This is a genomic window from Brevibacterium sp. W7.2 (assembly GCF_018137945.1).
GTDB classification, from domain to species: domain Bacteria; phylum Actinomycetota; class Actinomycetes; order Actinomycetales; family Brevibacteriaceae; genus Brevibacterium; species Brevibacterium sanguinis.
In genome coordinates this window covers 1173094-1198412 of the sequence record NZ_CP073089.1, presented here as the reverse complement: position 1 = coordinate 1198412, position 25319 = coordinate 1173094, and the positions used below count along the sequence as shown (strand labels likewise).

General features: G+C 68.0%; 24 protein-coding genes and 2 pseudogenes. 13 read left to right on the top strand and 13 right to left on the bottom strand.

Features of this window, described 5'->3' with window-relative positions:
- Nucleotides 1–20: 20 nt before the first annotated feature.
- Both J9315_RS05305 and J9315_RS05300 read right to left on the bottom strand, forming a co-directional pair.
- Nucleotides 21–605, bottom strand: a complete 585-nt coding sequence (locus J9315_RS05305) for a hypothetical protein (protein WP_211978940.1) — start codon at nt 603–605, stop codon at nt 21–23.
- Between the two features lie 68 nt (nt 606–673).
- Entirely contained in the window at nt 674–1927 is a 1254-nt protein-coding gene (locus J9315_RS05300) for a methyltransferase (protein ID WP_211978939.1), read from the bottom strand.
- Between the two features lie 111 nt (nt 1928–2038).
- On the opposite strand from J9315_RS05300, the gene J9315_RS05295 reads away from it, so the two are divergent.
- From J9315_RS05295 to J9315_RS05285, 3 genes and pseudogenes are all read left to right on the top strand, one after another.
- Nucleotides 2039–2443, top strand: a complete 405-nt coding sequence (locus J9315_RS05295) for a universal stress protein (protein WP_211978938.1) — start codon at nt 2039–2041, stop codon at nt 2441–2443.
- 334 nt (nt 2444–2777) lie between these two features.
- Complete coding sequence (locus J9315_RS05290; protein WP_211978937.1) at nt 2778–3947, top strand: RtcB family protein; 1170 nt, start codon at nt 2778–2780, stop codon at nt 3945–3947.
- 183 nt (nt 3948–4130) lie between these two features.
- Nucleotides 4131–4283: pseudogene (locus J9315_RS05285) on the top strand (universal stress protein); the annotation flags it as partial.
- On the opposite strand, the gene J9315_RS05280 reads toward J9315_RS05285, so the two are convergent.
- Nucleotides 4261–4917, bottom strand: coding sequence for a TetR family transcriptional regulator (locus J9315_RS05280; protein ID WP_211978936.1), 657 nt, complete (start codon nt 4915–4917; stop codon nt 4261–4263). The pseudogene J9315_RS05285 and the gene J9315_RS05280 overlap by 23 nt on opposite strands.
- A 102-nt stretch (nt 4918–5019) precedes the next feature.
- Between J9315_RS05280 and J9315_RS05275 the strand changes: the two genes are divergently transcribed.
- A complete protein-coding gene (locus J9315_RS05275; RefSeq protein WP_249121036.1) occupies nt 5020–5397 on the top strand; it encodes a VOC family protein in 378 nt (125 codons plus the stop codon).
- Between the two features lie 96 nt (nt 5398–5493).
- Nucleotides 5494–5718: pseudogene (locus J9315_RS05270) on the top strand (RtcB family protein); the annotation flags it as partial.
- Nucleotides 5719–5762: 44 nt separating this feature from the next.
- Here the strand turns inward: J9315_RS05270 and J9315_RS05265 are convergent.
- The 4 genes from J9315_RS05265 to sucC form a co-directional block, all read right to left on the bottom strand.
- A complete protein-coding gene (locus tag J9315_RS05265) occupies nt 5763–6824 on the bottom strand; it encodes a beta-eliminating lyase-related protein (RefSeq protein WP_249121035.1) in 1062 nt (353 codons plus the stop codon).
- Between the two features lie 166 nt (nt 6825–6990).
- Nucleotides 6991–8418, bottom strand: a complete 1428-nt coding sequence (locus J9315_RS05260; protein ID WP_211978933.1) for a collagen binding domain-containing protein — start codon at nt 8416–8418, stop codon at nt 6991–6993.
- A 602-nt stretch (nt 8419–9020) separates the two neighbouring features.
- Nucleotides 9021–9923 (bottom strand): succinate--CoA ligase subunit alpha, encoded by a 903-nt coding sequence (sucD, locus tag J9315_RS05255; protein WP_198499292.1) that lies wholly within the window; start codon nt 9921–9923, stop codon nt 9021–9023.
- Between the two features lie 19 nt (nt 9924–9942).
- A complete protein-coding gene (sucC, locus tag J9315_RS05250) occupies nt 9943–11112 on the bottom strand; it encodes an ADP-forming succinate--CoA ligase subunit beta (protein WP_198499293.1) in 1170 nt (389 codons plus the stop codon).
- A gap of 214 nt (nt 11113–11326) precedes the next feature.
- Between sucC and J9315_RS05245 the strand changes: the two genes are divergently transcribed.
- From J9315_RS05245 to J9315_RS05235, 3 genes are all read left to right on the top strand, one after another.
- The gene (locus J9315_RS05245) at nt 11327–11821 is read left to right on the top strand and encodes a MarR family transcriptional regulator (RefSeq protein ID WP_137827097.1); all 495 of its coding nucleotides are present in this window, start codon (nt 11327–11329) and stop codon (nt 11819–11821) included.
- 5 nt (nt 11822–11826) lie between these two features.
- On the top strand, nt 11827–12540 hold the full coding sequence (locus tag J9315_RS05240; protein WP_198499294.1) for a GNAT family protein: 714 nt from the start codon (nt 11827–11829) through the stop codon (nt 12538–12540).
- Nucleotides 12541–12715: 175 nt separating this feature from the next.
- Nucleotides 12716–13426: a hypothetical protein gene (locus J9315_RS05235; protein WP_198499295.1), complete on the top strand. Its 711-nt coding sequence runs from the start codon at nt 12716–12718 to the stop codon at nt 13424–13426.
- A 7-nt stretch (nt 13427–13433) separates the two neighbouring features.
- Here J9315_RS05235 and J9315_RS05230 read toward each other — a convergent pair whose 3' ends face one another.
- From J9315_RS05230 to J9315_RS05210, 5 genes are all read right to left on the bottom strand, one after another.
- Nucleotides 13434–13871, bottom strand: a complete 438-nt coding sequence (locus J9315_RS05230; RefSeq protein ID WP_232623648.1) for a hypothetical protein — start codon at nt 13869–13871, stop codon at nt 13434–13436.
- Entirely contained in the window at nt 13868–14974 is a 1107-nt protein-coding gene (locus J9315_RS05225) for an adenosine deaminase (RefSeq protein ID WP_198499296.1), read from the bottom strand. Before J9315_RS05225 ends, J9315_RS05230 begins: the two co-directional genes overlap by 4 nt.
- 41 nt (nt 14975–15015) lie before the next feature.
- The gene (locus J9315_RS05220) at nt 15016–16161 is read right to left on the bottom strand and encodes a BMP family ABC transporter substrate-binding protein (protein ID WP_211978932.1); all 1146 of its coding nucleotides are present in this window, start codon (nt 16159–16161) and stop codon (nt 15016–15018) included.
- A gap of 148 nt (nt 16162–16309) precedes the next feature.
- On the bottom strand, nt 16310–17728 hold the full coding sequence (locus J9315_RS05215) for an amidohydrolase (RefSeq protein WP_249121034.1): 1419 nt from the start codon (nt 17726–17728) through the stop codon (nt 16310–16312).
- A gap of 244 nt (nt 17729–17972) precedes the next feature.
- Nucleotides 17973–18611 (bottom strand): helix-turn-helix domain-containing protein, encoded by a 639-nt coding sequence (locus tag J9315_RS05210; protein WP_211978931.1) that lies wholly within the window; start codon nt 18609–18611, stop codon nt 17973–17975.
- Nucleotides 18612–18958: 347 nt separating this feature from the next.
- On the opposite strand from J9315_RS05210, the gene J9315_RS05205 reads away from it, so the two are divergent.
- On the top strand, nt 18959–20167 hold the full coding sequence (locus tag J9315_RS05205) for a globin domain-containing protein (protein ID WP_211978930.1): 1209 nt from the start codon (nt 18959–18961) through the stop codon (nt 20165–20167).
- 267 nt (nt 20168–20434) lie between these two features.
- On the opposite strand, the gene J9315_RS05200 is transcribed toward J9315_RS05205, so the two are convergent.
- Nucleotides 20435–21544: a mannose-1-phosphate guanylyltransferase gene (locus J9315_RS05200; RefSeq protein WP_198499300.1), complete on the bottom strand. Its 1110-nt coding sequence runs from the start codon at nt 21542–21544 to the stop codon at nt 20435–20437.
- A gap of 338 nt (nt 21545–21882) precedes the next feature.
- On the opposite strand from J9315_RS05200, the gene sdhC reads away from it, so the two are divergent.
- From sdhC to J9315_RS05180, 4 genes are read left to right on the top strand one after another with little or no spacing between them, the layout of a single operon-like run.
- Complete coding sequence (gene sdhC, locus J9315_RS05195; protein WP_137826173.1) at nt 21883–22260, top strand: succinate dehydrogenase, cytochrome b556 subunit; 378 nt, start codon at nt 21883–21885, stop codon at nt 22258–22260.
- Nucleotide 22261: 1 nt separating this feature from the next.
- Nucleotides 22262–22711, top strand: a complete 450-nt coding sequence (locus J9315_RS05190) for a succinate dehydrogenase hydrophobic membrane anchor subunit (protein ID WP_198499301.1) — start codon at nt 22262–22264, stop codon at nt 22709–22711.
- A 9-nt stretch (nt 22712–22720) separates the two neighbouring features.
- A complete protein-coding gene (gene sdhA / locus J9315_RS05185) occupies nt 22721–24481 on the top strand; it encodes a succinate dehydrogenase flavoprotein subunit (RefSeq protein ID WP_198499302.1) in 1761 nt (586 codons plus the stop codon).
- On the top strand, nt 24481–25272 hold the full coding sequence (locus J9315_RS05180; RefSeq protein ID WP_137826170.1) for a succinate dehydrogenase iron-sulfur subunit: 792 nt from the start codon (nt 24481–24483) through the stop codon (nt 25270–25272). The genes sdhA and J9315_RS05180 overlap by 1 nt, the downstream gene beginning before the upstream one ends.
- Nucleotides 25273–25319 lie beyond the last annotated feature (47 nt).

The window sequence follows — 25319 nt, the reverse complement described above, 5'->3', positions numbered from 1 at the left end:
CTTCCGGCGGCCGCCACCGCTCAGTCGAAGATCGTCAGGTCACCGCGCCAGCGCGGGTAGTCGGCGGGCAGACCGGAGCCGGAGAACTCGATGCTCAGGGCGGTCTCGATGTCGGTCTCGCTGAGCACGTTGATCGTCGGCAGGTCGAGGAGGAATGCGGCGTTCGCGGCCTCGAGCGCGGTCGCCGCCTCGGCGGTGTCGAAGGCCGAGCGGAAGGCCTCGTCGTCGAGGTCCTCCTCGATCGCCCGGACGACGAGGTCGAGGTGCTCGCGCGCGCCGATGAGCTTGAGTCCCTGCAGCGCGAGCTCCCTGGCGGTGCGGGGCACGCGGTCGCGGTACCAGGCCCACCCGCGTTCGGTCACCGCGGCCCGGTAGAGGTCGACGTAGCTGCTGCGGACGGAGTCACGGGAGAGATCCTCGATCGTCCCCGCACGGTCGAGCGAGCGGGCGACGAGTTCGCGATTGCAGTCGACGACCTCGGCCGGCGTTCCGTCCAGCGCCGCCTTCGTCAGCAGCACGGGATGCGAGGTGTCGGTCGTGCACTCGAGGATGTCGTCGACCTCGGTGTATTCGATGCGGTCGTAGGCCACGCTGTCGTCATTCATGCCCCGACGGTAGGCCTGCCACGTGAACAGCAGGTGACATGGACCACAATGCCGCTTGAGAGGACCGGTCAGTCGGCCGCCCGGCTGATGACGACCGTGAACTTCGCGGTGCGCGCCAGCTGCTCGCTCGGACCGATGAGCGACTCGAGCCGGTCTCGGTAGCGCAGATGCGAGTTGAAGACCGTGACCACCCGTCCTCCGGGCCGCAGGTGCGCGGCTGCGGTGCGGATGAGCTCGCCCGCCGTGTCCGTCTCGATCGTCGTGCCGTGGTGGAACGGCGGATTGAGGAGGATGAGGTCGAACTCCCCGGTGAGAGCATCGACGTCGGTGGCATCGGCGAGGATCGTCGCGACGTCGGATCCGTTGGCCGCTGCCGTCTCCTGCGCCGAGGCGACCGCCGCCCGGGAGATGTCGACGCCGACTCCCGTACCCGCCCCCGTCACGCGCAGTGCGGCGGTGAGCAGCCACCCGTTGCCGACGCCGAGGTCGAGAACGGAGGCCGGACGCGTCAGGGCGGCAGGCCCATCCGGGGCAGCGACCGCCTCGGCGAGGGCGGTGAGCAGCAGCGTCGACCCCTCATCGGCCTTCGTCCCGGAGAAGCACGCCCCGTGGGCGCTGACCTCGAGCGGGCCGGTCTCGGTCGTCTCGATCGTGCCGCGGCGCGGGAAGGCCGTCAGCGACGGCGTCGACAGCGGACGGCTGCCGATGATGAGGCGGTGCTTCCCGATGCCCGGGGAGACGTCGACCCGCCCGAACCCGCGCGCGAGCTCCTTGTTCACCGCCCGGCTCATGACGTCGCTGCGGCCGATGACGATGAGCGTCGACACGAGCGGCTGGAGCACGGCGACGACCTCGGCGAGCGCGCTCGTCGCCTTCGGCGCGTTGACGACCGCCCACACCTCAGGCTCCTCGTCGGCCTCGGACGAGTGTGCGGCGTCCACCTCGGCGAGCCGCGCGGACACGTATTCTCCCAGGTCAGCGACCGCCTCGGCGCTGGGAGCCGCAGCCGCCACGGCTCCCGCCTCATCGAGACGGTCGTTGAAGGTCGCGACGGGAGCGAACTCGGTGAGCACGCGCGCCTGCAGGCCGTGCGGATCGTCGACGACGATGATCCGGGCAGGGGCGTCGGCGGGCGAGACGTGCGTGCCGTCGGTCGTCCGACCGGAGACGTCGAGGGACCCGCCGCGGCGACCGATAACGTAGTCGGCGAGCAGCCTGGCCTGCGGCAGACCGGGGGTCTGCGCGGTCAGCGGCAGACGGGCGAGGATCTCGTCGCGGGTGCGCAGAGCCTGGGAATCGGGGGCGAGGAGGGAGCCGGGCATCCGCTCAGTCTAGTGCGGCGAGGTCACGGCCGCGCTGACGCCGCCGCTGCCAGGGTGAGATGTGCTACTAATTGAGGGAGCTCGAGTCCCCACACGCATCCAGGAGTGAACATGACCATCCTCGTCGGCTATTCCCCCTCGCCCGAAGGCAAGGCTGCGGTCGCATTCGGCATCGAACAGGCCCGCGCGTTCGACGACACCGTCATCGTGCTCAACGCCGGCATCGGTGAGACTCCCGACGAGCGGGGCGTGGCGACGAACGCCGACATGGATGAGCTCAAGACGACCCTGCGCGACTCGGAGGTCTCCCATGAGATCCTCCAGTTCCTCCGCGGCAACGACCCCGTCGAAGAGCTCCTGGCGCTGGCCGAGGCGACCGACGACACCCGCATGATCGTCATCGGCTCCCGCCGCCGCTCCCCTGTCGGCAAGCTCATCATGGGCTCGACGGCGCAGCGGATCATCCTCGAGGCCGAGGTGCCCGTCGTCTCCGTCAAGGCGCAGAGCTCCCGGTGACAGCCATGGACACGACTCCTGCAGTCGTGTATGGTCGGACTTCTGCGCCGCCTCGGTGCAGATGACACCCACCGCCGCGCCACCTCGGCGCGGCGGAGACACGAAGGATGACACTGATGGCCACTCTCGCCCTCAAGCGTGAGCAGAAGGGATCGACGCACGTCGAATCCCGCCGTCAGCCGACCCTTCGGTCGCGCGACATCTGACTCCGACGTCAGACTGCCCCGCACCGATCACCGGTCCGGGGCTTTCCTCTTCTCGCAGCTGTGTCCTCCTTGGCCTCTGCGGTGGTGATCGTCCCGGACATCACCACTGAAAATGCAAGGAAGGAACAATGGAGAAACTCGACAGACGGCTCATCTCCTGGGCCTCTCTCCTCGATGAGAGGACCCGGGAGCAGGCGCACCAGACGGCGCGCATGCCGTTCATCTACCCGCACCTCGCACTCATGCCCGATGCCCACCTGGGCAAGGGCGCGACCGTGGGGTCGGTCATCCCGACGCTCGGCGCGATCATCCCGGCCGCCGTCGGCGTCGACATCGGCTGCGGCATGATCGCGGTGCGCACCCAGTTCACCCGGTCAGAGCTCGCGGCACGCGACCTCACAGCGCTGCGGGAGGCGATCGAGCGCGCCGTGCCGACCTCTGCCGGTGCCTACAACCGGAAGATCGTCGCCACCGCGGCCCCGCGCATCACCGAACTCGAGGAGCTCGCGGAGAAAGCGGACTTCGACCCCGCCTCCTACGCCGGGCACTGGCGCCACCAGCTGGGGTCCCTGGGATCGGGCAATCACTTCATCGAGGTCTCCGTCGACGAGACCGACCGGGTGTGGATGTTCCTCCACTCCGGCTCCCGGGGCATCGGGAACAAGATCGCAACTCACCACATCAAGGTCGCCGCGAGGCTCAACCGGCAGTGGTGGATCGATCTGCCCGACCCCGATCTCGCCTACCTCGTCGAAGGCACCCCTGAGTTCACCGCCTACATCAGGCAGCTGAAGTGGGCCCAGCACTTCGCGCTGCTCAACCGCGAGGAGATGATGGATCGGGTGGCCAGGCAGCTGTCCGAGACGATGGGCGAGCCCGTCGTCGAGGCGGAGCGGATCAACTGCCACCACAACTTCACGCAGTCCGAGGAGCACTTCGGCAAACGGGTGTGGGTGTCGAGGAAGGGTGCGATCGAGGCCGACGCCGGGCGGCTCGGGCTCATCCCCGGCTCCATGGGCACGGCCTCCTACGTCGTTGTCGGCAAGGGCGACCCGGTGTCACTCAACTCCTCCCCGCACGGCGCCGGTCGGCAGTTCTCCCGGAGTGCTGCGCGGAAGACGTTCACGCAGGAGCAGCTGCGGGAGGCGATGGTCGGCATCGAGTACCGCGACACGGATGCCTTCATCGATGAGATCCCGCAGGCGTACAAGCCGATCGACCAGGTGATGGCCGATGCGGGCCCGCTCGTCGAGGTCCGGCACACCCTGCGTCAGCTCGTCAACGTCAAGGGCGACTGAGAGCGCCGAGGCGGGGCCTGCGCACTGTGACATATGTGCAGGCACCGCCACGGCGGTTGGGGTCAGCCCGCTTCCCGGGCCTCAGATCACGCGTCGCCGTCGGCGGCACCTGACTGCGCGAAGGACTGCCGATACTGGGACGGGCTCGTGCCCACCGCCCGTCGGAAGTGCTCACGCAGCTGGGTGGCCGAGGCGAACGACGACAACCGCATGATCGTCATCGGCTCGCGCCGCCGCTCCCCCGTCGGCAAGCTCATCACGGACTCGACGGCGCAGCGGATCATCCTCGAGGCCGAGGTGCCCGTCGTCTCCGTCAGGGCCGACGGGAAGAAGTAGATCTCTGCTCAGCCGTGGGGCTGGTGCCCGTCTCGTCGCCTGAGGAAACAGTCGTCGCAGGAGTGACAGCCGCCAGCAGACGATCGAGGGCAGCGTGCGAGTGCTCTCTGGCCTTGTCGGCATTGCTGTGCTGTGCGATCCAGAGTGCGGCCTCGTTCATCGCACCCGAAAGTTGAGCGGCCACTGCTTCAAGGAGGTCCTCATCGAGTCCGACCTCGCGAAGCGCTTCACGCAGGTGCCTGACTGAGTTCACATCATCCAGGCGACGCCATTCCTCCCACCCGAGAACCGAAGGCGCATCCACAAGGAGAATGCGCACCGCCGGCCCGGCGGTGATCGCATCGATGAACGCGTGCGATCCTGCGACCAGCTGCGCTCCGGGATCGGACCCCGCGGAGTCAGCCGCCTCGACCACAGCAATTGCGATTCTCGCTTGAAGCTTGGCAGCGACCGCCTGGAACACGCCAACCTTGTTCCGAAAATGGTGATAGACGGCCCCACGGGTGACGCCGGCGGTCTGGGCGACATCGCTCAACGAAACATCGGAGAAGCCACGCAGGGAGAACAGTTCTTCCGCGATATCAAGGATCTGCTGCGCGGTTCTCGCAGCGTCGGCTGCGGAAGCTCGAGGCATGGGGTTCCTTTACGTACATTGAGTATGTATTCTCGTGATATTACATACTCATTGTACGTAAAGGAGAGTCCAATGTCTGCGACCAGTTTCTACCCCGTGCTCATGTCCGATGATGTCGCCGCTGCCGTGGCCTTCTATCGCGACGAGCTCAGTTTCGAGATCACATACGAGTCGGATTGGTACACCAGTCTGCGTCTGGGCACGTTCGAACTGGCGATCCTTGCCCACGACCACGAGACCATTCCCGAGGGATATCGGACAACGCCACGAGGCGTGATCGTGAATCTCGAGGTCGACAATGTCGACGAGGTCTATGACCGCATGATTCGGGACGCCGAGAACGATCCGATTCTCACCCTGCGCGACGAGGCTTTCGGACAACGCCACTTCATCGTCGCAGCTCCTGATGGCGTTCTCCTCGACGTCATCCAGCCGATCCCGCCAAGCGCTGAGTTCGCGGCAGCATACTCGACGAACTGAGATGGGCCGCCGGAGAAGGATCGCGGCCTTTCAGAAGGCCGATCACCCGCCATGCTCGTCTGTAGCGTCAAGGCAGATCGCTCCCAGTGACATCGCTCCCCGCACGGCGCCGGTCGGCAGTTCTCCCGGAGCGCTGCGCGCAAGACGTTCAACCAGGAGCAGCTGCGGGAGGCGATGGTCGGCATCGAGTACCGCGACACGGATGCCTTCATCGATGAGATCCCGCAGGCGTACAAGCCGATCGACCAGGTGATGGCCGATGCGGGCCCGCTCGTCGAGGTTCGGCACACCCTGCGTCAGCTCGTCAACGTCAAGGGCGACCGAGAGCGCCGAGGCGGTTCGCCGTCGTCCGGACGAGGACCAGCTCACTCCCCGACGATCGCTGAGACGAGGGCGTCGACGTCCTCGGGCGTCGTGTCGAAGGCGCACATGAGGCGGACGACGTTCGGCTGCAGCGGCCAGTCGGCGAAGGCGAAGCGCTGCCGGGTGCGGGCGGCCACCTCGGCGGGCATGCGAACGAACACGACGTTCGCCTCCACCGCTTGGACGACGGAGAGCCCGGGCACACGGTTGTCGGCGGCCGCCTCGGCGAGTCGATCAGCAAGGTGCACGGCCATGTCGTTGGCACGGTTCGCCGAGGTGCGCCACAGCTCGCCGTCGTAGAGGGCGCCCAGCTGGGCGGACAGGAAGCGCATCTTCGACGACAGCTGCAGGTTCATCTTCCGCAGGAACCGCATCCCCTGCCCGATCTCCGGGTTGAGGACGACGACCGCCTCGGCGCCGAGGAGGCCGTTCTTCGTCCCGCCCAGGCTGAGGATGTCGACGCCGACGTCGGTGGTGAGCTCGCCGAGGCCGGTGCCGAGGAACGCTGCCGCATTGCCGAGGCGGGAGCCGTCGATGTGGAGGATCATGCCCTGGTCGTGGGCCGCCTCGGCGATCGCGCGGATCTCGTCTTGCGTGTACGTCGTGCCCCACTCCGTCGACTGCGCAATGCTCACGGCCAACGGTTGGGCGTTGTGCTCGCTGCCGCGGCCGATGACGGCGTCGGCGATGATGTCCGGAGTGAGCTTGCCGTCGACGGTCGGGGCGCCGATGATCTTCAGCCCGCCGACCTTCTCGGGGGCGCCCGTCTCGTCGTAGTTGATGTGGGCGCTGACCGCGGTGATGACGGCCGCCCACCGCGGCAGCGCGGACTGCAGTGCGAGCACGTTGGCGCCGGTGCCGTTGAACACGGGGAACGCCTGCGCGCCGGGACCGAAGTGCCCGCGCATGACCTCGTGGAAGTGCGCCGTCCACGGATCACCGCCGTAGGCCGGGGTGTGACCGACGTTCGCCTCGACCAGCGCCGCCATCACCTCGGGATGGGCGCCGGCCCAGTTGTCGGATCCGAAGTTGCGCGGGTGATCGGCGGGATCGGAGCTGACCACGGGCGCGGTGATGGAGGTGGGGTTCTTCTGTGCATTAGCGGATGCAGATGAGGTCGTGGCGTCATTGTTCACCCGCTCAGCGTATCGCTGACTGCACGCAGACAGCGAAGAGGGAGCGACCGCGGTCGCTCCCTCTTCATTCCCCCTCAGATGGTGCTCGGCTGGATCAGCTGTCTGCGCTGATCTTCCGACGCCGGACGAGTGCCATCGTCACGAGACCGGCCACGAGCAGGGCTGCGCCTGCGGCCAGCGTGCCGATGCTGTCGACACCGGTCCGGGGCAGGTCGCCACCGGGGCCGGGAGCCGTCGGCTTGTCGGACGGGGTGTCGCCCGGTCCGGGAGCCGTCGGGGTCTCGGTCGGAGTTTCCGTCGGGGTATCCGTCGGAGTCTCGGTGGGAGTTTCCGTCGGAGTCTCAGTCGGGGTCTCGGTCGGGGTCTCGGTCGGAGTTTCCGTCGGGGTCTCCGTGGGAGTTTCCGTCGGAGTTTCCGTCGGGGTCTCCGTGGGAGTTTCCGTCGGAGTTTCCGTCGGGGTCTCCGTGGGAGTTTCCGTCGGAGTTTCCGTCGGGGTCTCCGTGGGAGTTTCCGTCGGAGTTTCCGTCGGGGTCTCCGTGGGAGTTTCCGTCGGAGTGGGCTGCTCTTCGTCACCGTCGCCGGTGCCGCCGCCGCCCTGACGCACGACCTCGCCCTTCTTGATCACGGTCTCTTCGCCCTCGATCTCGAACCGCGCCGAGTTCGTGTACGAGTCGGACTTGCCGCCGTCGGTGACGGTCGTGCGGTAGATGACGGCGTAGACCCAGCCCTCTTCCGAGGTGAAGTTCACGGTCGCGCCATCGTCAGAGACGGTGTAGAAGTCCTGGGGCTTCGGTCCCCAGCCCACGGGCTGGCCGTTCTCGTTGAACGTGTTCGTGCCCGACAGACGGGTCTCGCCCGGGATCAGCTCGATGTTCTCGCCGCCGAGGTCGGTGACGGTGACCTTCTGGCCGCCCTTCATGCCGCCGGCAGGCGACTTGATGTTGACGTGCCACTGGATGTAGTTCTCGTCGTAGTTGTAGTTGCCCCACTTGTACGAGTCCTGTCCCTTCCACTCGCAGTCGCCGACGCACGGGCCATCGGGCGGAGTGACGGTCACGGTGTCCGAGACGTCGCCGAAGTCGTAGGTGACTTCCTTGGTCTCGGTGGTCTCGGTCTGCACCGAAACCCAGAAGTAGAAGGTGCCCTGGATGTTGAGCGGGTTCGCGTTGAGATAGTCCGAGTCGAGATCGCAGTAGAGCTGCGTCTCGGTCACGGTGCACTGTCCCATGGTCACGCCATCGGGATCCTTGAGTTCGAAGGAATCAGTGCGTCCCTGGAGCTCGTCGGGAAGATCGACGACGAAGCCGGCGGGCGTCTGAGGATTGTCGGGAAGGCTCCACGTGCCGTCGATGCGAGCAGTCGACCCGCTCTTGATCGACTCCTCGTGGAACTTCAGCGAATCGATGTTCGCGTTCGTCTGATATGGCGGTGCTGCCACAGCGGGGATCGCAATCAGCGCGGTTGCCACGAGGGCAAGCATCGCGAGGATTGCGGCAGCTGCGCGAGATGTCGCAGTTGTCATGTGATTCCTTTGTGTTGGTCGACGCAGACCGGCACCGATGGTGCAATCCGGGAGGGGGACCGGGGTCAGCGTCGAACGGGGACTGAGCTTCCAAGGTAACAACTTGGATACGATCTCCACAAATCATGCGAGTTTCCCGGGTGTGGCGGATCGCGATGCTCACGCGCGCCCGAAGTCGACCCCAACGTGGAGCTGCACAGACAACCCGTGCACACGGTGGATTCGGAGCTCCGGGTGCCTCTCGGCGAGCTACGGGTTGTGCATGACGCTGCGGGTGCGGAATGACGCTGAGGGTTGTGCGGGGCGCCGGGCGCGCACGGGACCGTCGACCGCCTCGGCGACGGATGCGCACAAGACTCGGCGACCGCCTCGGCGCAGCGTGCGCACGGAACCGGCGATTACGTCGGTGCAGAGTGCGCACGGGACCGGCGACCGCCTCGGCGAGGGTCGGCCCGGACAGCACGAAGCCCGCCTCCGGGTCAGCGGAGGCGGGCTTCGGACTGATCACCGCGGTGCGCACTGAGCGCACGCAGTGCGCACGTGGTGCACCGCGGCAGCGCCTGATGCCGCGGACGAACGGTCAGCGCATCAGGCGCGCAGGCTCACTTGGCGTTGAGGAGTTCGCGCATGAGCTCGGCGGTCTCGGTCGGGGTCTTGCCGACCTTGACGCCTGCGGCTTCGAGCGCTTCCTTCTTCGCCTGGGCGGTGCCCGAGGAGCCGGAGACGATGGCGCCGGCGTGGCCCATGGTCTTGCCCTCGGGAGCGGTGAAGCCGGCGACGTAGCCGACGACCGGCTTCGTCACGTTCTCCTTGATGTAGGCTGCGGCCCGCTCCTCGGCGTCGCCGCCGATCTCGCCGATCATGACGATCGCCTCGGTCTCCGGATCGGCCTCGAACGCCTCGAGGGCGTCGATGTGCGTGGTGCCGATGACGGGGTCACCGCCGATGCCGATCGCGGTCGAGAAGCCGAGGTCGCGCAGTTCGTACATCATCTGGTAGGTCAGCGTGCCGGACTTCGAGACGAGTCCGAGCTTGCCCTTCTTCGTGATGTTCGCCGGGATGATGCCGGCCAGGGACTGCTCGGGCGAGATGATGCCCGGGCAGTTGGGGCCGATGATCCGGGTCGCGTTGCCGGCCTTCTGGGCGCGGGCCCAGACCTCGGCGGAATCCTGGACCGGGATGCCCTCGGTGATGATGACGAGCAGGCCGATGCCGGCGTCGATCGCCTCGATCGCCGCGTCCTTCGAGAAGGCGGGCGGGACGAAGGCCACGGACACGTCGGCGCCGGTCTTCTCCATCGCCTCGGCGACGGAGGCGAAGACGGGAAGCTCGATGTCGTCGCCGTTCTTGTCGACGTGCTTGACGGTGGTGCCGGCCTTGCGGGCGTTGACGCCGCCGACGACGTTCGACCCGGCTGCGAGCATGCGGGCGGTGTGCTTCGTGCCCTCGCCGCCGGTGATGCCCTGGACGATGATCTTCGAATCGGAATTCAGGAAGATAGACATGGGTGTGAGAGACCTTTCCTTACTTGGCGGCTGCCAGTTCGGCGGCCTTGTCGGCTCCACCGTCCATGGTGTCGACCTGGGTGACGAGCGGGTGAGCGGCCTCGGCGAGGATCGCCCGGCCCTCTTCGACGTTGTTGCCGTCGAGGCGGACGACGAGCGGCTTGGTCGCCTGATCGCCGAGGATCTCCAGGGCCTTGACGATGCCGCGGGCCACCTCGTCACAGGCGGTGATGCCGCCGAAGACGTTGACGAACACGGCCTTGACCTGGTCGTCGCCGAGGATGACGTCGAGTCCGTTGGCCATGACCTCGGCCGAGGCGCCGCCGCCGATGTCGAGGAAGTTCGCGGGCTTGACCTTGTCGTGCTTCTCACCGGCGTAGGCGACGACGTCGAGCGTCGACATCACGAGGCCTGCGCCGTTGCCGATGATTCCGACCTCACCGTCGAGCTTGACGTAGTTGAGGTCGAGTTCCTTGGCCTTGAGCTCGAGCGGGTCCTCGGCGTCGATGTCGCGCAGCTCTTCGTGGTCGGGGTGACGGAAGTCCGCGTTCTCGTCGAGCGAGACCTTGCCGTCGAGGGCGAGGATGTCGCCGGCACCGGTCTTGACGAGCGGGTTGACCTCGACGAGCGTGGCGTCCTCCTTCTCGAAGACGGTCCACAGGGAGGTGAGCACGGGGGCGACCTTCGCCGCGGTCTCGGCGTCGAAGCCGGCCGCCTCGGCGATCTCCTTGGCCTTGGCATCGTCGATGCCGTCGATGGCGTTGACGGGGATCTTCGCAAGCGCTTCGGGGCGTTCGACCGCGAGCTGCTCGATCTCCATGCCGCCTTCCTTCGAGCACATGGCGAGGTAGGTGCGGTTGGAGCGATCGAGGAGAACGGAGAAGTAGTACTCTTCGGCGATGTCCGCACCTTCGGCGATCATCACCTTCTTCGTGATGTGGCCCTTGATGTCGAGACCGAGGATCTCTTTCGCACGTGCTTCGGCCTCGTCCGGATTCTTCGCGACCTTGACGCCGCCGGCCTTGCCGCGGCCGCCGATCTTCACCTGCGACTTGACGACGACCACGCCGCCGCCGAGCTCTTCAGCTGCCTTCTTCGCTTCTTCTGGTGTCGTGGCGACCTGAGCCTTGAGCACGGGCACTCCGTGCTTCTCGAACAGGTCACGCGCTTGATACTCGAAAAGATCCACGTGTCTTCCTTCGTTTCGTCTGCAGGGATTTTCCACCCAGCATTCGTACGGGGTCGTTTGGCCCCGCAAGAGCGTTGACGGATGCAACAACCACGCACCACTTTATTCCCAACAGCACCCGAGCATCCAAACACGCAGGCCGCGAACGTAACGAATATCTCGTCAAAAAGTATCTTGGTCGTCAAGATTCTTGATCTGGACGTAAAATCGGATCATGGATGAGGTGGATCGGATCGTCGCCGCGTGGCGACACGAACGTCCTGACCTCGATGTCTCCCCCATGGAGATCCTCTCCCGCGTGAGCCGGCTGTCGCGCCAGCTCGACCGCGCACGGAAGTCGAGCTTCTCCGACTACGGCATCGAGAGCTGGGCCTTCGACGTGCTCTCGGCCCTGCGCCGCTCCGGCGAGCCCTACCAGCTCTCCCCCTCGACGCTCCTGCAGGAGACGCTCGTGACGAGCGGGACCATGACCAACCGCATCGACCGCCTCGTCACCGCCGGCTGGGTCGAGCGCCTGCCCGATCCCGACGATCGCCGCGGGGTGCTCGTGCGCCTCACCGAGGCGGGGCGGGCGACCGTCGACTCCGCCCTCGCCGATCTCCTCGTCAAGGAGCGCGACATCCTCGCCGGGCTCACCCCGGCCGGCCGGCGCAAACTCGCCTCCCTGCTCCGGGAGCTCTCGACCGGCTTCGACGGCGACGAGGACTGAGAACGATGACCGATCCCTCTTCTGACGCCGAGGCGACCGCCGCCTCCCTGCAGAACTGGACTCCAGTCGCGCCGCCTCGGCGGGAGACGATCGTCGGGACGTCCGTCGATCTCGTGCCGCTCGATCCCGCCCGGCACGGCGACGCCCTCTTCGCGGCGGCGATCGCCCCCGGCGCCGAGGAGCGCTTCGCCTACCTGCCCGAGCATCCGCCGCGCGATCGGGCGGAATTCGGCGCCTGGCTCGACACGGCTGCCGCCTCGGCCGATCCCCTATTCTTCGCCGTCGTCGACCGCGCGACCGGCCGTGCCGAGGGTCGTCAGGCCCTCATGCGCGTCGACACCGCCAACGGCGTCATCGAGATCGGCAACATCCTCTGGGGTCCGGCGATCGCCCGCACCCGTGCGGCCACCGAGGCGTTCTTCCTCACCGCCGATGCCGTGTTCGCGGCCGGGTACCGCCGGTTCGAATGGAAGTGCAACAACGCCAACGCACCGTCGAAGCGGGCGGCCGCCCGGTTCGGCTTCACCTTCGAGGGCGTCTTCCGCCAGCACCTCATCGTCAAGGGACGCAACCGCGACACCGCATGGTTCTCGATCCTCGACTCCGAGTGGCCCCAATTGCGCGAGGCGTTCGTCGCCTGGCTGGCTCCCGACAATTTCGATGAGACGGGCACTCAGCGTCGCCGGCTCGAGGATGTCAGGTCCGGCCGGCAGCGCTGATCGTCGATGACGGCCCTCCCAGCGCGTCCTGCCCCGGTGTGAGCCGACCGCCGATTACGCTGGAGGGCGGGGTCGGTCCTCGGCGCGGAACCGCAACGGATGCCGCGCCGTCCCCCGATGCCTCCCACCGGTCCCATCCGACCGCGTCCGCTTCCCACGACCCGCACGAGGAACCATGCGCTTTCGCTCTCTCGCCGTCCTGACCACCGCCGCCGTTCTCGCCACCTCCGCGTGCGTGCCCACGTCGAACGAGACCCGGCCGCAGCCGCGACCGTCGGTGAGCGAGGAGGAGGTCACCCCGATCGCCACGCCCGACGACGCCCCGGCCGTCACCGTCGTCGATTCCTCCCCCGGCGGCGCGAAGGACGCCGACCCGCTGTGGCAGGGACTCTCGACCGCCGCGGCGGACCAGACGCCTGCCTACCTCAAGGTCTGGGTGCGCACCGCGAACCCCGATCTCCCCGAGTCCGGCGAGGTCACCGTCACCTCGGACACGCCCAACAGCGTGAGCGTCACCGTCGACGGCGCGAACGTCAACCGCGACCGGTCGCCGTTCCTCCAGATCCACGGCCTCTTCGACGTCGAGGAGATCGGCGAGTCCGCGTACACGCTGACGACCGTCAACTCCGACGACATCCCCGAGCTCGACCCGCAAGGACCGAACGACGAGGCGCGCTGCACGGCCGATGACGCGCAGGATCGGATCTCCCTGGCCGCCGAGGACCTGTCGGCTGACCCGAGCAGGCGCGAGGAGTTCCGCCAGCAGTGGGGCGCCTCCCCGATGGTGTGGTGGGGCATCCAGAAGACCGCCCAGAGCCTCGGCGAAGAGGGCGGCGTCGCCGGCGACTTCCTCACCGAGGCGTGCGGGGAGTACCTCGGTCAGTGACGTCCGCTCAGTCGGCGAGCGCGCGGTTGTAGGCGTCGACGACCGGCGGGGTGAAGTAGCCGAGGATGACGGCGATGGCCGTGATGAGGCACGCGAGGCCGAACCACAGGGAACCGCCGATCGTGCTGAAGCCGAAGACGATGACGAGGAGCTCGAACGCGATCGCCGCGGGCCGGGCCCAGCGGTGCAGACGCCACGACCCGCGGGCGGCGGCGAGCAGGCCGGCGGTGAAGATGAGGAACATGACGGCGAGCCCGATGAGGGAGGTCGCCAGCGATCCCGCGGAGAACGCCGTGACGATGAACGACACCGCGGTGCCCGCGAGGACGAGGGCCTGAAGAAGCAGGACGATGACCGGGATGAGCATCGCCCGCGGCGTGGGAACGCCGTGTCCGGCGGGTTCGACTCCCCCGCCGGATCCGGCGTCGGTGCTCCCCGGTCTCACACCGTCACCCGGGCGAATCCGGGGATGAGGATCTCGTCGAGCATGCGCTCGCGCACGTCGAGGGGAAGGAACGCCGCGGTCACGGCATTGACGGTGGCCCACTCGAGGTCGGTCTGCGTCCAGCCGGCCTCGTCGACGAGCAGCCGCATCTCACGGGTCATCGAGGTCCCGGACATCAGGCGGTTGTCGGGGTTGATCGTCACGGCGAAGCCGAGGTCCTTGAGCCCGGTGATCGGGTGGCTGGCGATCGTCCCGCCGATGTCGGTCTGGAGGTTCGAACTCGGGCACAGCTCGAGCGGGATCTGCTGGTCGAGGACCCAGGCGGCGAGGCTGCCGAGCTGACCCTCCCCGTCGACGATGTCCATGTCCTCGACGATCCTCGCCCCGTGCCCGATGCGCTGCGTATGGCAGACGGTGACCGCCTCGTGGATCGACTCCTTGCCGGCGGCCTCGCCGGCGTGGATGGTGAGCGGAACGTAGGCCTGGTGAAGGGCGTTGAACGCCGAGAGGTGCGCCGACGGCGGGAAGCCGTTCTCCGGTCCGGCGATGTCGAAGCCGACGACGCCGGTGTCCGCGCCCTTCTCCCGGTGGCGGATCGCGAGTTCGGCGATGGCCATCGAGTTGTCGGCCTGGCGCATCGCGGTGAGGATCTGGCCGACGGTGATGAGCTTGCCCTCAGCGGCCGCCTCGGCGACACCGGCCTCGAGACCCTCCTGCACCGCTTCGACGACCTCGTCGAGGTCGAGTCCCCCGGCGAGGTGCTGTTCGGGGGCCCACCGGGCCTCGGCGTAGAAGACGCCGTCGGCAACCTGGTCGAGCACCCATTCCCTCGCGACGCGGATGAGGCCCTCCCGCGTCTGCATCACCGCGGTCGTGTGGGCGAACGTCTCGAGATAGCGGACGAGGTCACCGGAGTTCGCTGAATCGGTGAACCACTGCGCCAGGGCGTCGGGCTCCGTGGCGGGCAGCTCGTGGCCGATCTGCGCGGCGAGTTCGATGATCGTCGCCGGCCGCAGACCGCCGTCGAGGTGATCGTGGAGGGAGACTTTGGGCAGCTGCAGGATCGGATCGTCGTGGGCGACGCCGGCGGGAGTATTCAACACGAGGCAAGTCTATCCGTCATCATCGCAGCAACGGGTCGTTCTCACTCCTGCGTCGGGTCGATGTCGCCGCTCTTGATCCGCTCGCGCAGGTCGGTGATGCTGCGCCCGGCATCGGAGACCCGGCTGAGGAAGCCGTCCTCGGCCGAGATCCCGATCCCGCCGTTGTCGATCGTGCCCTCGTACCGGCGTTCGGCGACGAGGATCCCGTTCATCTCCTCCGGGTCGACGTCGCCGGGTTCGACGATCTCGTCGGGGTTCTTGCTCTGCGGCCACTCGGGGAACATCGTGCGCAGGCCGCGGCGGATGTTCGGTTCGATCGTCGCGACGACGGCATCGCTGAAGCCCCCGGAGGCCCCGTACCAGATGAGCTTCGGCAGCACCGGCGGTTCGCCGTCGCCGGAGGGGTCCGGGGTGGCGGTGGCCGCAGCCGTTCGCGTCTCGTCGGCGGCTCCGAGGACGCCCATCGCCGCCGCCGATCCGAAGGGCACGATGACGTCGGCGTCGGCCCGGGACGCGGAGTCGAAGAACTCCCGTCCGCCCTCCTCGGTGTCGTCGACCGTGCGCGCGGCGATCCGCGAGTCACGGAACGAGGTGACGTCCGCGGTCTCCTCGTCGGCCTCCTCGTTGTAGAGGGCGACTCCCGCGTCGAAGGCGGAGAGGATCTCCTCGGCCTGGGGGAAGCCACGGGAGACGAACGCCGCGACCTCACCGGACTCGCTCGCCGTCGCCGCGATGTAGCCGGCGATGAAGGCCGGGGGCACGAGGTCGAAGTCGATGCTGAGCACATTGTCGGGCAGGTTCTCGCGCCCGCTCGCGACCCCGAGGAAGAGCGCCTCAGGGTTCTCCCGCGCGTAGGAGTCGAGTTCCTTCGCCCCGCCCGGTCCGACGACGGTTGTGAGCGTGCACTCCTCCCCCGGTGTGCGGGCGAGTGCCGCCGAGGTGGCCGAGACATCCGAGACCCGCTGGCTCGAGGTGGCGGTGAAGACCCCGGCCGAGCGGGCGAGCTCGGTCTCGGCGAGGGTGAGCGCCCCGGCGGAATGGTCCTCGAATCCGGCGGGTGCGGAGATCATGCAGGCCGTCGTCGGATCCGGGGCCGCGGCGGGGGTCGTCACCGAGCACGCACTGGCGCCGAGGAGGCTGAGCACGCCGAGGCAGGCGCCCACCCTGGTCACGAGCTTGGTTCTCATGACAGACAGGGTATCCGGCTGGGCTGAGTGCCGTCCGTCAGGCCGGTCGCGGGCGGGGAGGCTGGTGGTGGGCGGGGAGACTGGTCGCGGGCGGGCAGGCTGGTCCTGGGTAGGCCGGCGCTGCCCAGCGGACTGGAGGTGCCCAGCGCTATCCGGTTGGCTGGAGCGCCTCGCGCCGGCCGTCGAGAACCTTGAGCGCGGTGGCGGTGAAGATCCGTGCGGCGATCGGCACGCTTCCCTCGTCGATGAGGAGGTCGCCCTGGTGGATGTCGTACGTGATGCCGCCGGGGGTGCGGGTGCCCATGCGCACGAGCGCGCCGGGGCAGTGCGTGAGGTACCACGCGAAGTCCTCGCCGCCCATCGACTGCGGGGTCAGCTGCACGGAGTTCTCGCCGAGTTCGGTCCGCACGGCCGACTCGATGAGGGCGACCTGGTCCTCGGTGTTGACCACCGGGGGGACGCCGCGGCGGTGCTCGAGGTCGACCTTGACCCCGTACGGGCCGGCGATGCGCTCGACGAGCTCGGGGAGCACCTCGGCGACCTGATTCCATCCGTCGACGTCGAGGCACCGCAGCGTCCCGCGGAGGATCCCCTCCGAGGGCACGACGTTCGCGGCGTGACCGGCGCTGATCTCGCCCCACACGAGCGAGATCGCGTGGCGGGGGTCGATGAGGCGTCCGAGCGTCGAGGGCAGGTCGGTCGCGAGCTTGCCGAGGGCGTAGACGAGGTCCTCGGTGAGGTGGGGCCTCGAGGTGTGGCCGCCGTGGCCGGTGAGCCGGATGGTGACGGTGTCGCCGGCCGCGGTGATCGCGCCGATGCGCGATCCGATCCGGCCGACGTCGACGTTGGGGTCGCAGTGGACGGCGTAGATCTCCGGCACGTCGTCGAGGGCGCCCTGCGAGATGACGCGCAGCGCCCCACCCGGGGTGACCTCCTCGCCGGGTTGGAAGATCAGGCGCACCCGTCCGCCGAGGCCGCCCGGTGTCGTCTCGTGCGCCCTCTGCAGGGCGATGCCCGCGCCGAGGAGGCCGGTGAGGTGGACGTCATGACCGCACGCATGGGCGACCCCGGGCACGGTGGAGGCGAAGTCCTCGGTGATGAGGTCGTCGATGGGCAGGGCGTCGATGTCGGCGCGCAGGGCGAGCGCGATCGGTCCCTCGCCTACGTCGCAGACGAGCCCCGAGCCGTCGAGGCGTCGTGGGGTGAGTCCGGCGGCCTCGAGCCGGGCGGCGAGCTTGTCCGTCGTCGCGAACTCCTGGAACGACAGCTCCGGGTGCGCGTGGATGTCGCGGCGGAACTCGAGGAGCTCGGGCGTGAGCTCGGCGATCGCGGCTGCGGTGGTGGCGTCGGGGGCGGGGTGCGCGGCGTCGGTGCGGGCGACGTCGCTGCCAGCCGCGCTGGTGCGAGCGGCATCGCTGCCAGCCGCTTCGATCCCATCCGCATTCGGGCGCGCGGCATCGGTGTCGGCCGCATTCGGACGGGGGGCGTTCGGTCGGGCGGCGCCGGAATTCGCCGCCTCGGTGTGCGGTGCGCCGTCCGCGGTGCGGGGATCGGGGTTGAGTGACATTGAGGCCATGCTAGACACTCGGACGCGGGTGTGGGCCCCGGGTGACCAAATTCGACACGATCGGTGACGTCGAGTGACCGCCGGGATCGGCGGTGATCGACGGTTTGCGCCAGTTGAGTCTGAGATGGCCAAGGCGGCCTTGGCCACTTCGGATTCAACTGGCGCAAACTCAACCGGGACAGATTCACTCAGCCCATCGGGGTCGTTCAGCACAGCGTGATTGCGCAGCCAGGGCACCTGACGCTCAGGCCGGTTGGGTCTGATGGCCGGTCGTCTGCAGGCGGAGTTCGCAGGTGGTCGCGGTGAGGAACGGCTGGACCTCGGCGACCCGCAGCGGCCCCGGCACCTGCGCGAGGACGTCGTGGAGCAGGCGCGCATGCACGGCACACGCCATCGTCCGCTCGTCCCCGACGAGCTCGAGGTGCGGACAGGCGGCCAGCGCGATGCCCAGACCGGTGTCGTCGGCGACGGGCTCGAGCCCCGAGTCGTCGAGATGATCGACGAGCGCGTCGAACTGCTCCCCCGCCCCGTCGCCGAGCCTCCGCACGGACTCGGGCACACACGAGTAGCCGACCCGCGCGAGCACCGGTCCGAGCGCCTTCGCCCGCTCGATCCGACTCTTCGCCGCCGGGTTCATCTCCGCATCGTCGACCGCGCGGTAGACCGTCGGCGGCCTCCCCCGCATTCCCGACGGTTGCGGCCGTGCGCTGACGAGCCCTTCGTCGATGAGGACGCCGAGGTGGTCCCTGGCCGTGTTGATATGGAGGCCGACCGCCTCGGCGAGGTCCTTGAGCGTGCGGTCGGGCCCCTGCTGGACGGCTCCGAGCAGGCGGACGCGACTGAGTTCGGTGAGACCGCGGTAATCGGTCGTTCTGCGCGGCATGGGGACATCCTCGGAGTCGGAGAGTCGTGCACTGCACCTGTGATTCTACGTCGTGTAGAAAAGTGTGGCCAGCCTCGCAGGTGACGCTGCCCGCGCACTCCGCACCGTCACGTGCGGACGAATGAACACCGGCACGCGTGGACGAATAAACACGGTCGAAACCTGCGCGGGCCGCCTCGGCGCACCGGCACTCTGGAACCATCGGAGCGACCGACACCGGCGGAACCGTCCGCCGCGGCCGCTCCCGGGAGCCCCGGAACCCCACGCCTCCGCTCCCGTCAACCAGCATCTCCCCACGTCACCCGGGCGCCCACCCAACGCCCCCGCACTGACCGAGAAGGATGACCATGGAACTCAGCCCCCGCTCCCACGAGGTCGTCGTTGCGACCGCCGGCGTCGTCGCCGAGCACGCCGACGAGATCACCTCGGTGTTCTATCCGACGATGTTCGAGGCGCACCCGGAGCTGCTCGGCATCTTCAACTTCGCCAACCAGGCGATCGGCGAGCAGCCGAAGGCGCTGGCCTCCTCGGTGGTCGCGTTCGCCGTCCAGCTCATCGATCCCGACGCCACGGACTTCACGCCCGTCCTGCGGCGGATCGCGCACAAGCACGTGTCCCTCGGCGTCCGCGCCTCCGAGTACCTCATCGTCGGCCACTACCTCCTCGGCGCGGTGAGAACCGTCCTCGGCGATGCCGTCACCGAGGAGGTCGCCGCCGCCTGGGACGAGGTCTACTGGCTGTTCGCGACCGCGCTCATCGCCGAGGAGGCCCGGCTCTACGCCCTCGGCGGCACCGAGCCCGAGCACCCGTGGCGGAACTTCCGGGTCGTCGAGCGCTTCGACGAGTCCGACGAGGTCTTCTCCCTCCTCCTCGCCCCCGTGTCCGGCGCGGTCCCGGCCCACCTCACCGGGCAGTATGTGGCGATCCTCGTCGAACTGCCCGACGGATCGACGCAGCCGCGCCAGTACACGATCTCCTCCGGCCCGCGCGGCGACACGCTGCGGGTGACGATCAAGCGGGTGCGCGGCGTCGGCGGTGCCCCGGACGGCGTCGTCTCGGGGTGGCTGTTCGACAACGCGCAGCCGGGCAGCGTGCTCAAGGTCTCCCAGCCCGCCGGCGACGTCGTCCTCGAGGAGTCGGACGCCCCGCTCGTCCTCGTCTCCGCCGGCATCGGGATCACCCCAATCGCCGCGATCATGGAGGACCTCTCCCGGCGGCAGCCGCACCGGACCGTCCGCCTCTACCACGCCGATCGGTCGCATGCCCATCATGCGCTCTACGCCGGCCTGCGCCGGCAGGTGCTCGCGATGGCCGACGCGCAGGCGATCAACTGGTACGAGGAGGGCGCGACCGAGGCTCCGACCCTCCATCCGGCCCGCAGCGGTTTCATGGATCTCAGCGGACTCGCCGTGCCCGCCGAGGCGGAGGTGTTCATGTGCGGTCCGCTGCCGTTCATGCAGGCCGCCCGCGCCGAGTTCATCGCCAAGGGCGTGCCCGCCGAGCGGATCCACTACGAGGTCTTCGGCCCCGACCTCTGGACCCAGAGCCCGGCGTAGGGGCCACGCGGCGCCGCGTATGGGGAGGTTGCCCCTCCTGAGAGTCCTGCGAGTGCCTTCCGGCTCACCTTGTTTTCGAGGGCTCTGTTTCTGACCAGAGCTCTCGATAACAGGGTGAGCCGGACCGCGCATGCCTGGCTGCGAGGCGCCCTTTCGGCGCAAATGAGGCTCCTCAGACCGCCCGAGACTCCTCAGACCGGCCGCGACTGCGCTGACCACCAGAGACCCGGCTGACTGCCCGAGACCCCTCCGACCGACACCCCCTCCTCAGAGCAGGTCGTCGAGTCCCCGCTCGCCGGCCAGGGAGACGGCCTTCTTGACGTCCTGCGCGTGGGAGCGGGAGGTGATGAGGAGGACGTCCTCGGTGTCGACGACGACGAGGTCCTCGAGGCCGACGATCGCGACCGTGCGGGGCTGCTCGGAGAAGACGACCCCCGAGGCGTCGACCTCGAGGAGGTCGCACGAGCCGCCGATCGAGATGACCCCGCGCGGCTCCCCGGGCACGGGCTGGCGGAGCCGGGCTACGGAGTCGAAGTCCCCGACGTCGTCCCACCCGAAGTCGCCGGGGATGACGATGACCCGACCGGCCTCGGCGGCGGGTTCGGCGACGACGTAGTCGATCGCGCGCTTCTCGAGCCCCGGCCACACCTCGGCGAGGACGGACTCCTGGGCATCGGTCCCCCACGCCTCGGCGATCCGGGACAGGCCGGCGAAGAGCGTGGGATCCTCCTCGGCGAGGATCTCGAGGAGTGCTGAGGCCTTGGCGATGAACATCCCGGCGTTCCACCGGTAGCGGCCCGAGTCGACGTAGCGGCGGGCCGTGCTCGCCGCCGGCTTCTCCGCGAACGCAAGGGCGCGGCGGGCGGTCGGGGCACCGGCGATGCCGAGGAGGCTGCCGGTCTTGATGTAGCCGTATGCGGTCGCGGGGTTGCGCGGCATGATGCCGACGGTGACGATGTCGCCGGATTCCGCGGCGACGCACGCCTGTTCGATGACGGAACGGAATTCGTCGACGTTCGTGATCGAGTGGTCGGCGGAGAAGGACCCGACGATCGCCTCGGGGTCGGTTCTGTGGATGAGGAGGGTCGCGAGACCGATCGCGGCGGCCGAGTCCTTCGGGGAGGGCTCTGCGACGATGCGGCTCGGGCACAGCTGGGGAAGCTGCTCGGCGACCTGCTCGGCGTGGCTCTCACCGGTGACCACCCAGACCTTGTCGTCGCCGACGAGCGGGGCCACTCGGTCCCAGGTCGACTGGAGGAGGCTGCGACCGGTGCCGAGGACATCATGGAGGAATTTCGGGGACGCCTTGCGGGAGAGCGGCCAGAGTCGGGTGCCCGATCCGCCCGCGGGGATGATGGCGTGGAAGTGCGTGTTCACCCCCTCAGTGTCTCAAAGTTCGGGCATGACATCACCGATGTTGTCCGCCGTGTCGGGGTGAGGAGAACCAGAACACATCGTCAACGGAACACCCGCGTCAGACCGGGTCACCGCCTCGGCGACAACGGATTTCGCACCCCCGGTCCGCGCCCGCGATTTACCGCACACGTTTGTGCGGTAATTGTTCGCCGTGAGACGCGGTGTGACCGATTGTGAGAGAACTGCCAGGGTGACAATGTGATCCAGCCCGCTCAATGGGGAGCCGACTGGCAACTGGGCGGTCTTCGGCGTACTTTCATGATGTACATCGTCGATTCATCCAAGATGGAGGATGCTCCGTGGCCCAAGCGTCTACGAGCACTCTGTACCGAGGTGGAGAAGGAATGTGGTCCTGGGTCGCGCATCGCGTGACAGGGGTCGGGATCTTCTTCTTCCTGTTGGTTCACGTGCTTGACACTGCACTCGTTCGCGTTTCCCCCGAGGCGTACAACGCCGTCATCGGAACCTACAAGACTCCGGTCATGGCCTTCGGGGAGATCGCACTCGTCGCCGCGATCGCCTTCCATGCGTTCAATGGCCTGCGGGTCATCCTGATCGACTTCTCCAAGGGCGGCCCGAAGAACCAGCGGAAGCTGTTCTGGGGTGTCATGATCCTCTGGCTGATCATCATGATCGCGTTCGTCCCTCGCCAGCTGATGCACACGTTCGGAGGCTGACATGAGCACAACATCGATTCCGGCTCCGCGCACCGGGTACTCGCGCAACAAGTCCACGAGCTCGAAGTTCGAGATGTTCGCGTGGCTGTTCATGCGCATCTCGGGCGTCATCCTCGTCGTCCTCATCTTCGGTCACCTCTTCGTCAACCTGTGGGCCGGCGAAGGCGTCCAGCAGATCGACTTCGGCTTCGTCGCCGGCAAGTGGGCCAGCCCGTTCTGGCAGATCTGGGACCTCCTCATGCTGTGGCTGGCGATGCTGCACGGCACCAACGGCCTGCGCACGATCATCATGGACTACGCCGAGAAGCCGCGCACGAGCATGGCGCTCCAGCTCATCCTCTACATCGCCTCGGCCGTCGTCCTCGTGCTCGGCACGCTCGTCATCTTCACCTTCGATCCCTGCCCGGCCGGAGCCGACCCCGCTCTGCTCGCGTCGTTCTGCCAGGCCTAAAGGAGAAACATGCAGGTTCATCACTACGACGTCGTCATCGTCGGCGCCGGTGGCGCTGGCATGCGCGCCGCCATCGAGTCGGGCCAGCGGGCACGCACCGCGGTCCTGACCAAGCTCTACCCCACGCGTTCCCACACCGGCGCCGCCCAGGGCGGCATGTGCGCGGCACTGGCCAATGTGGAAGAGGACAACTGGGAATGGCACACCTTCGACACCGTCAAGGGCGGTGACTACCTCGTCGACCAGGATGCCGCCGAGGTGATGGCGAAGGAAGCCATCGACGCCGTCCTCGATCTCGAGAAGATGGGGCTGCCGTTCAACCGCACGCCCGAGGGCAAGATCGACCAGCGCCGCTTCGGCGGTCACACCCGCGACCACGGCAAGGCGCCGGTGCGCCGCTCGTGCTACGCGGCCGACCGCACCGGCCACATGATCCTCCAGACCCTCTACCAGAACTGCGTCAAGCACGGCGTCGAGTTCTACAACGAGTTCTACGTCCTCGACCTCGTCATGACCGAGGTCGACGGTGAGCGCCGCCCCGCCGGCGTCGTCGCCTACGAACTCGCCACCGGCGAGATCCACGTCTTCCAGGCGAAGTCGGTCGTCTTCGCGACCGGCGGCGTCGGCAAGGTCTTCAAGACCACGTCGAACGCCCACACCCTGACCGGCGACGGTATGGCCGTGACGTACAACCGCGGCATCCCGCTCGAGGACATGGAGTTCTTCCAGTTCCATCCCACGGGCCTCGCCGGACTCGGCATCCTCCTCTCCGAGGCGGCCCGCGGCGAGGGCGCGATCCTGCGCAACTCCGAGGGTGAGCGCTTCATGGAGCGCTACGCCCCGACGATCAAGGACCTCGCCCCGCGTGACATCGTCGCCCGGTCGATGGCCAACGAGGTCCGCGAAGGCCGCGGTGCGGGACCGAACAAGGACTACGTCCTCCTCGATCTCACCCACCTCGAGCCCAAGCACATCGACGAGAAGCTGCCCGACATCACCGAGTTCGCCCGCACCTACCTCGGTGTCGAGCCCTACACGGAGCCGGTGCCGGTGTTCCCGACCGCGCACTACGCGATGGGCGGCATCCCGACGAACATCGAGTCCGAGGTGCTCGCCGACAACGACACCGTCATCCCCGGCCTCTTCGCGGCCGGTGAGTGCGCGTGCGTGTCCGTCCACGGCTCGAACCGCCTCGGCACGAACTCGCTGCTCGACATCAACGTCTTCGGCAAGCGCGCGGGCATCGCCGCCGCCGAATACGCCAACCGCGCCGAGGTCATCGAGCTGCCCGAGGACTCGCAGGCCGACACGGTCGCCGTCCTCGAGCGCCTGCGCAACTCCGACGGGCCCGAGCGCATCGGCGCGATCCGCAAGGACCTGCAGGAGATCATGGACGCCAACGTTCAGGTGTTCCGCACCGACGAGACGCTGCGTGCGGCTCTCGCGGAGATCGAGAAGCTGCGTGAGCGCTACGACAACGTCGGCATCCAGGACCGCGGCAAGCGCTACAACCTCGACCTCCTCGAGGCCGTCGAGCTCGGCTTCCTGCTCGAACTCGCCGAGGTCATCACCGTCGCGGCCATCCACCGCAAGGAGTCCCGCGGCGGACACTTCCGCGAGGACTTCCCGAACCGCGACGACGAGGGCTTCATGCACCACACGATGACCTACCTCGACCCGGATTCGGAGGCCGAGGGAGTCCCGGGCATGCGCCTGGAGACCAAGCCCGTCGTCGTCACCCGTTACCAGCCGATGGAGCGTAAGTACTGATGAGCACCGATACCGAAACCCCGGAGCCGGCATCGAAGGTCGACCTGCCCTCGCACCTGAGCGGTGAGGGCGGGGAGATCCCGTCCTTCGACTGCACCTTCCGCATCGCGCGCTTCGACCCGGAGACGGACGAGGCACCGCACTGGGAGGAGTACAACGTCACGATGTACGGCACGGACCGCGTGCTCGATGCCCTCCACAAGATCAAGTGGGACATCGACGGTTCGCTGACCTTCCGTCGCTCGTGCGCCCACGGCGTCTGCGGCTCCGATGCGATGCGCATCAACGGCCGCAACCGCCTGGCCTGCAAGACCCTGCTCAAGGACCTCGACACGTCCAAGCCGATCACCGTCGAGGCGATCAAGGGCCTGCCGCTGGAGAAGGACCTCATCGTCGACATGGAGCCCTTCTTCCAGTCGTACCGGGAGATCATGCCGTTCCTCATCACGAGCGGACACGAGCCCACCCGTGAGCGCCTGCAGTCCTCCGAACAGCGCGAGGCCTTCGACGACACGACGAAGTGCATCCTCTGCGCCTCGTGCACCTCGTCGTGCCCCGTGTTCTGGACCGACGGGCAGTACTTCGGTCCCGCGGCCATCGTCAACGCGCACCGCTTCATCTTCGACTCGCGTGACGAGGGCGGGGACATGCGGCTTGAGATCCTCAACGACAAGGAAGGCGTGTGGCGCTGCCGCACGACGTTCAACTGCACCGATGCCTGCCCCCGCGGCATCGAGATCACCAAGGCGATCGCCGAGGTCAAGCAGGCGATCCTCCAGCGCGCATTCTGAGTCCGCGCTGAGGTCGACCTGACCCCAGCAGCGCCGAGGCGGCCGTG

Coding starts and splice junctions, on each gene's coding strand:
- J9315_RS05205 (WP_211978930.1), top strand. CDS start 18,959: ATGGAACTCAGCCCCCGCTCCCACGAGGTCGTCGTTGCGACCGCCGGC.
- J9315_RS05280 (WP_211978936.1), bottom strand. CDS start 4,917: ATGCCTCGAGCTTCCGCAGCCGACGCTGCGAGAACCGCGCAGCAGATC.
- J9315_RS05235 (WP_198499295.1), top strand. CDS start 12,716: ATGCGCTTTCGCTCTCTCGCCGTCCTGACCACCGCCGCCGTTCTCGCC.
- J9315_RS05220 (WP_211978932.1), bottom strand. CDS start 16,161: ATGAGAACCAAGCTCGTGACCAGGGTGGGCGCCTGCCTCGGCGTGCTC.
- J9315_RS05215 (WP_249121034.1), bottom strand. CDS start 17,728: ATGTCACTCAACCCCGATCCCCGCACCGCGGACGGCGCACCGCACACC.
- J9315_RS05290 (WP_211978937.1), top strand. CDS start 2,778: ATGGAGAAACTCGACAGACGGCTCATCTCCTGGGCCTCTCTCCTCGAT.
- J9315_RS05245 (WP_137827097.1), top strand. CDS start 11,327: ATGGATGAGGTGGATCGGATCGTCGCCGCGTGGCGACACGAACGTCCT.
- J9315_RS05300 (WP_211978939.1), bottom strand. CDS start 1,927: ATGCCCGGCTCCCTCCTCGCCCCCGATTCCCAGGCTCTGCGCACCCGC.
- J9315_RS05295 (WP_211978938.1), top strand. CDS start 2,039: ATGACCATCCTCGTCGGCTATTCCCCCTCGCCCGAAGGCAAGGCTGCG.
- J9315_RS05190 (WP_198499301.1), top strand. CDS start 22,262: ATGAGCACAACATCGATTCCGGCTCCGCGCACCGGGTACTCGCGCAAC.
- J9315_RS05240 (WP_198499294.1), top strand. CDS start 11,827: ATGACCGATCCCTCTTCTGACGCCGAGGCGACCGCCGCCTCCCTGCAG.
- J9315_RS05180 (WP_137826170.1), top strand. CDS start 24,481: ATGAGCACCGATACCGAAACCCCGGAGCCGGCATCGAAGGTCGACCTG.
- J9315_RS05275 (WP_249121036.1), top strand. CDS start 5,020: ATGTCCGATGATGTCGCCGCTGCCGTGGCCTTCTATCGCGACGAGCTC.
- J9315_RS05260 (WP_211978933.1), bottom strand. CDS start 8,418: ATGACAACTGCGACATCTCGCGCAGCTGCCGCAATCCTCGCGATGCTT.
- J9315_RS05210 (WP_211978931.1), bottom strand. CDS start 18,611: ATGCCGCGCAGAACGACCGATTACCGCGGTCTCACCGAACTCAGTCGC.
- sucD (WP_198499292.1), bottom strand. CDS start 9,923: ATGTCTATCTTCCTGAATTCCGATTCGAAGATCATCGTCCAGGGCATC.
- sdhA (WP_198499302.1), top strand. CDS start 22,721: ATGCAGGTTCATCACTACGACGTCGTCATCGTCGGCGCCGGTGGCGCT.
- J9315_RS05305 (WP_211978940.1), bottom strand. CDS start 605: ATGAATGACGACAGCGTGGCCTACGACCGCATCGAATACACCGAGGTC.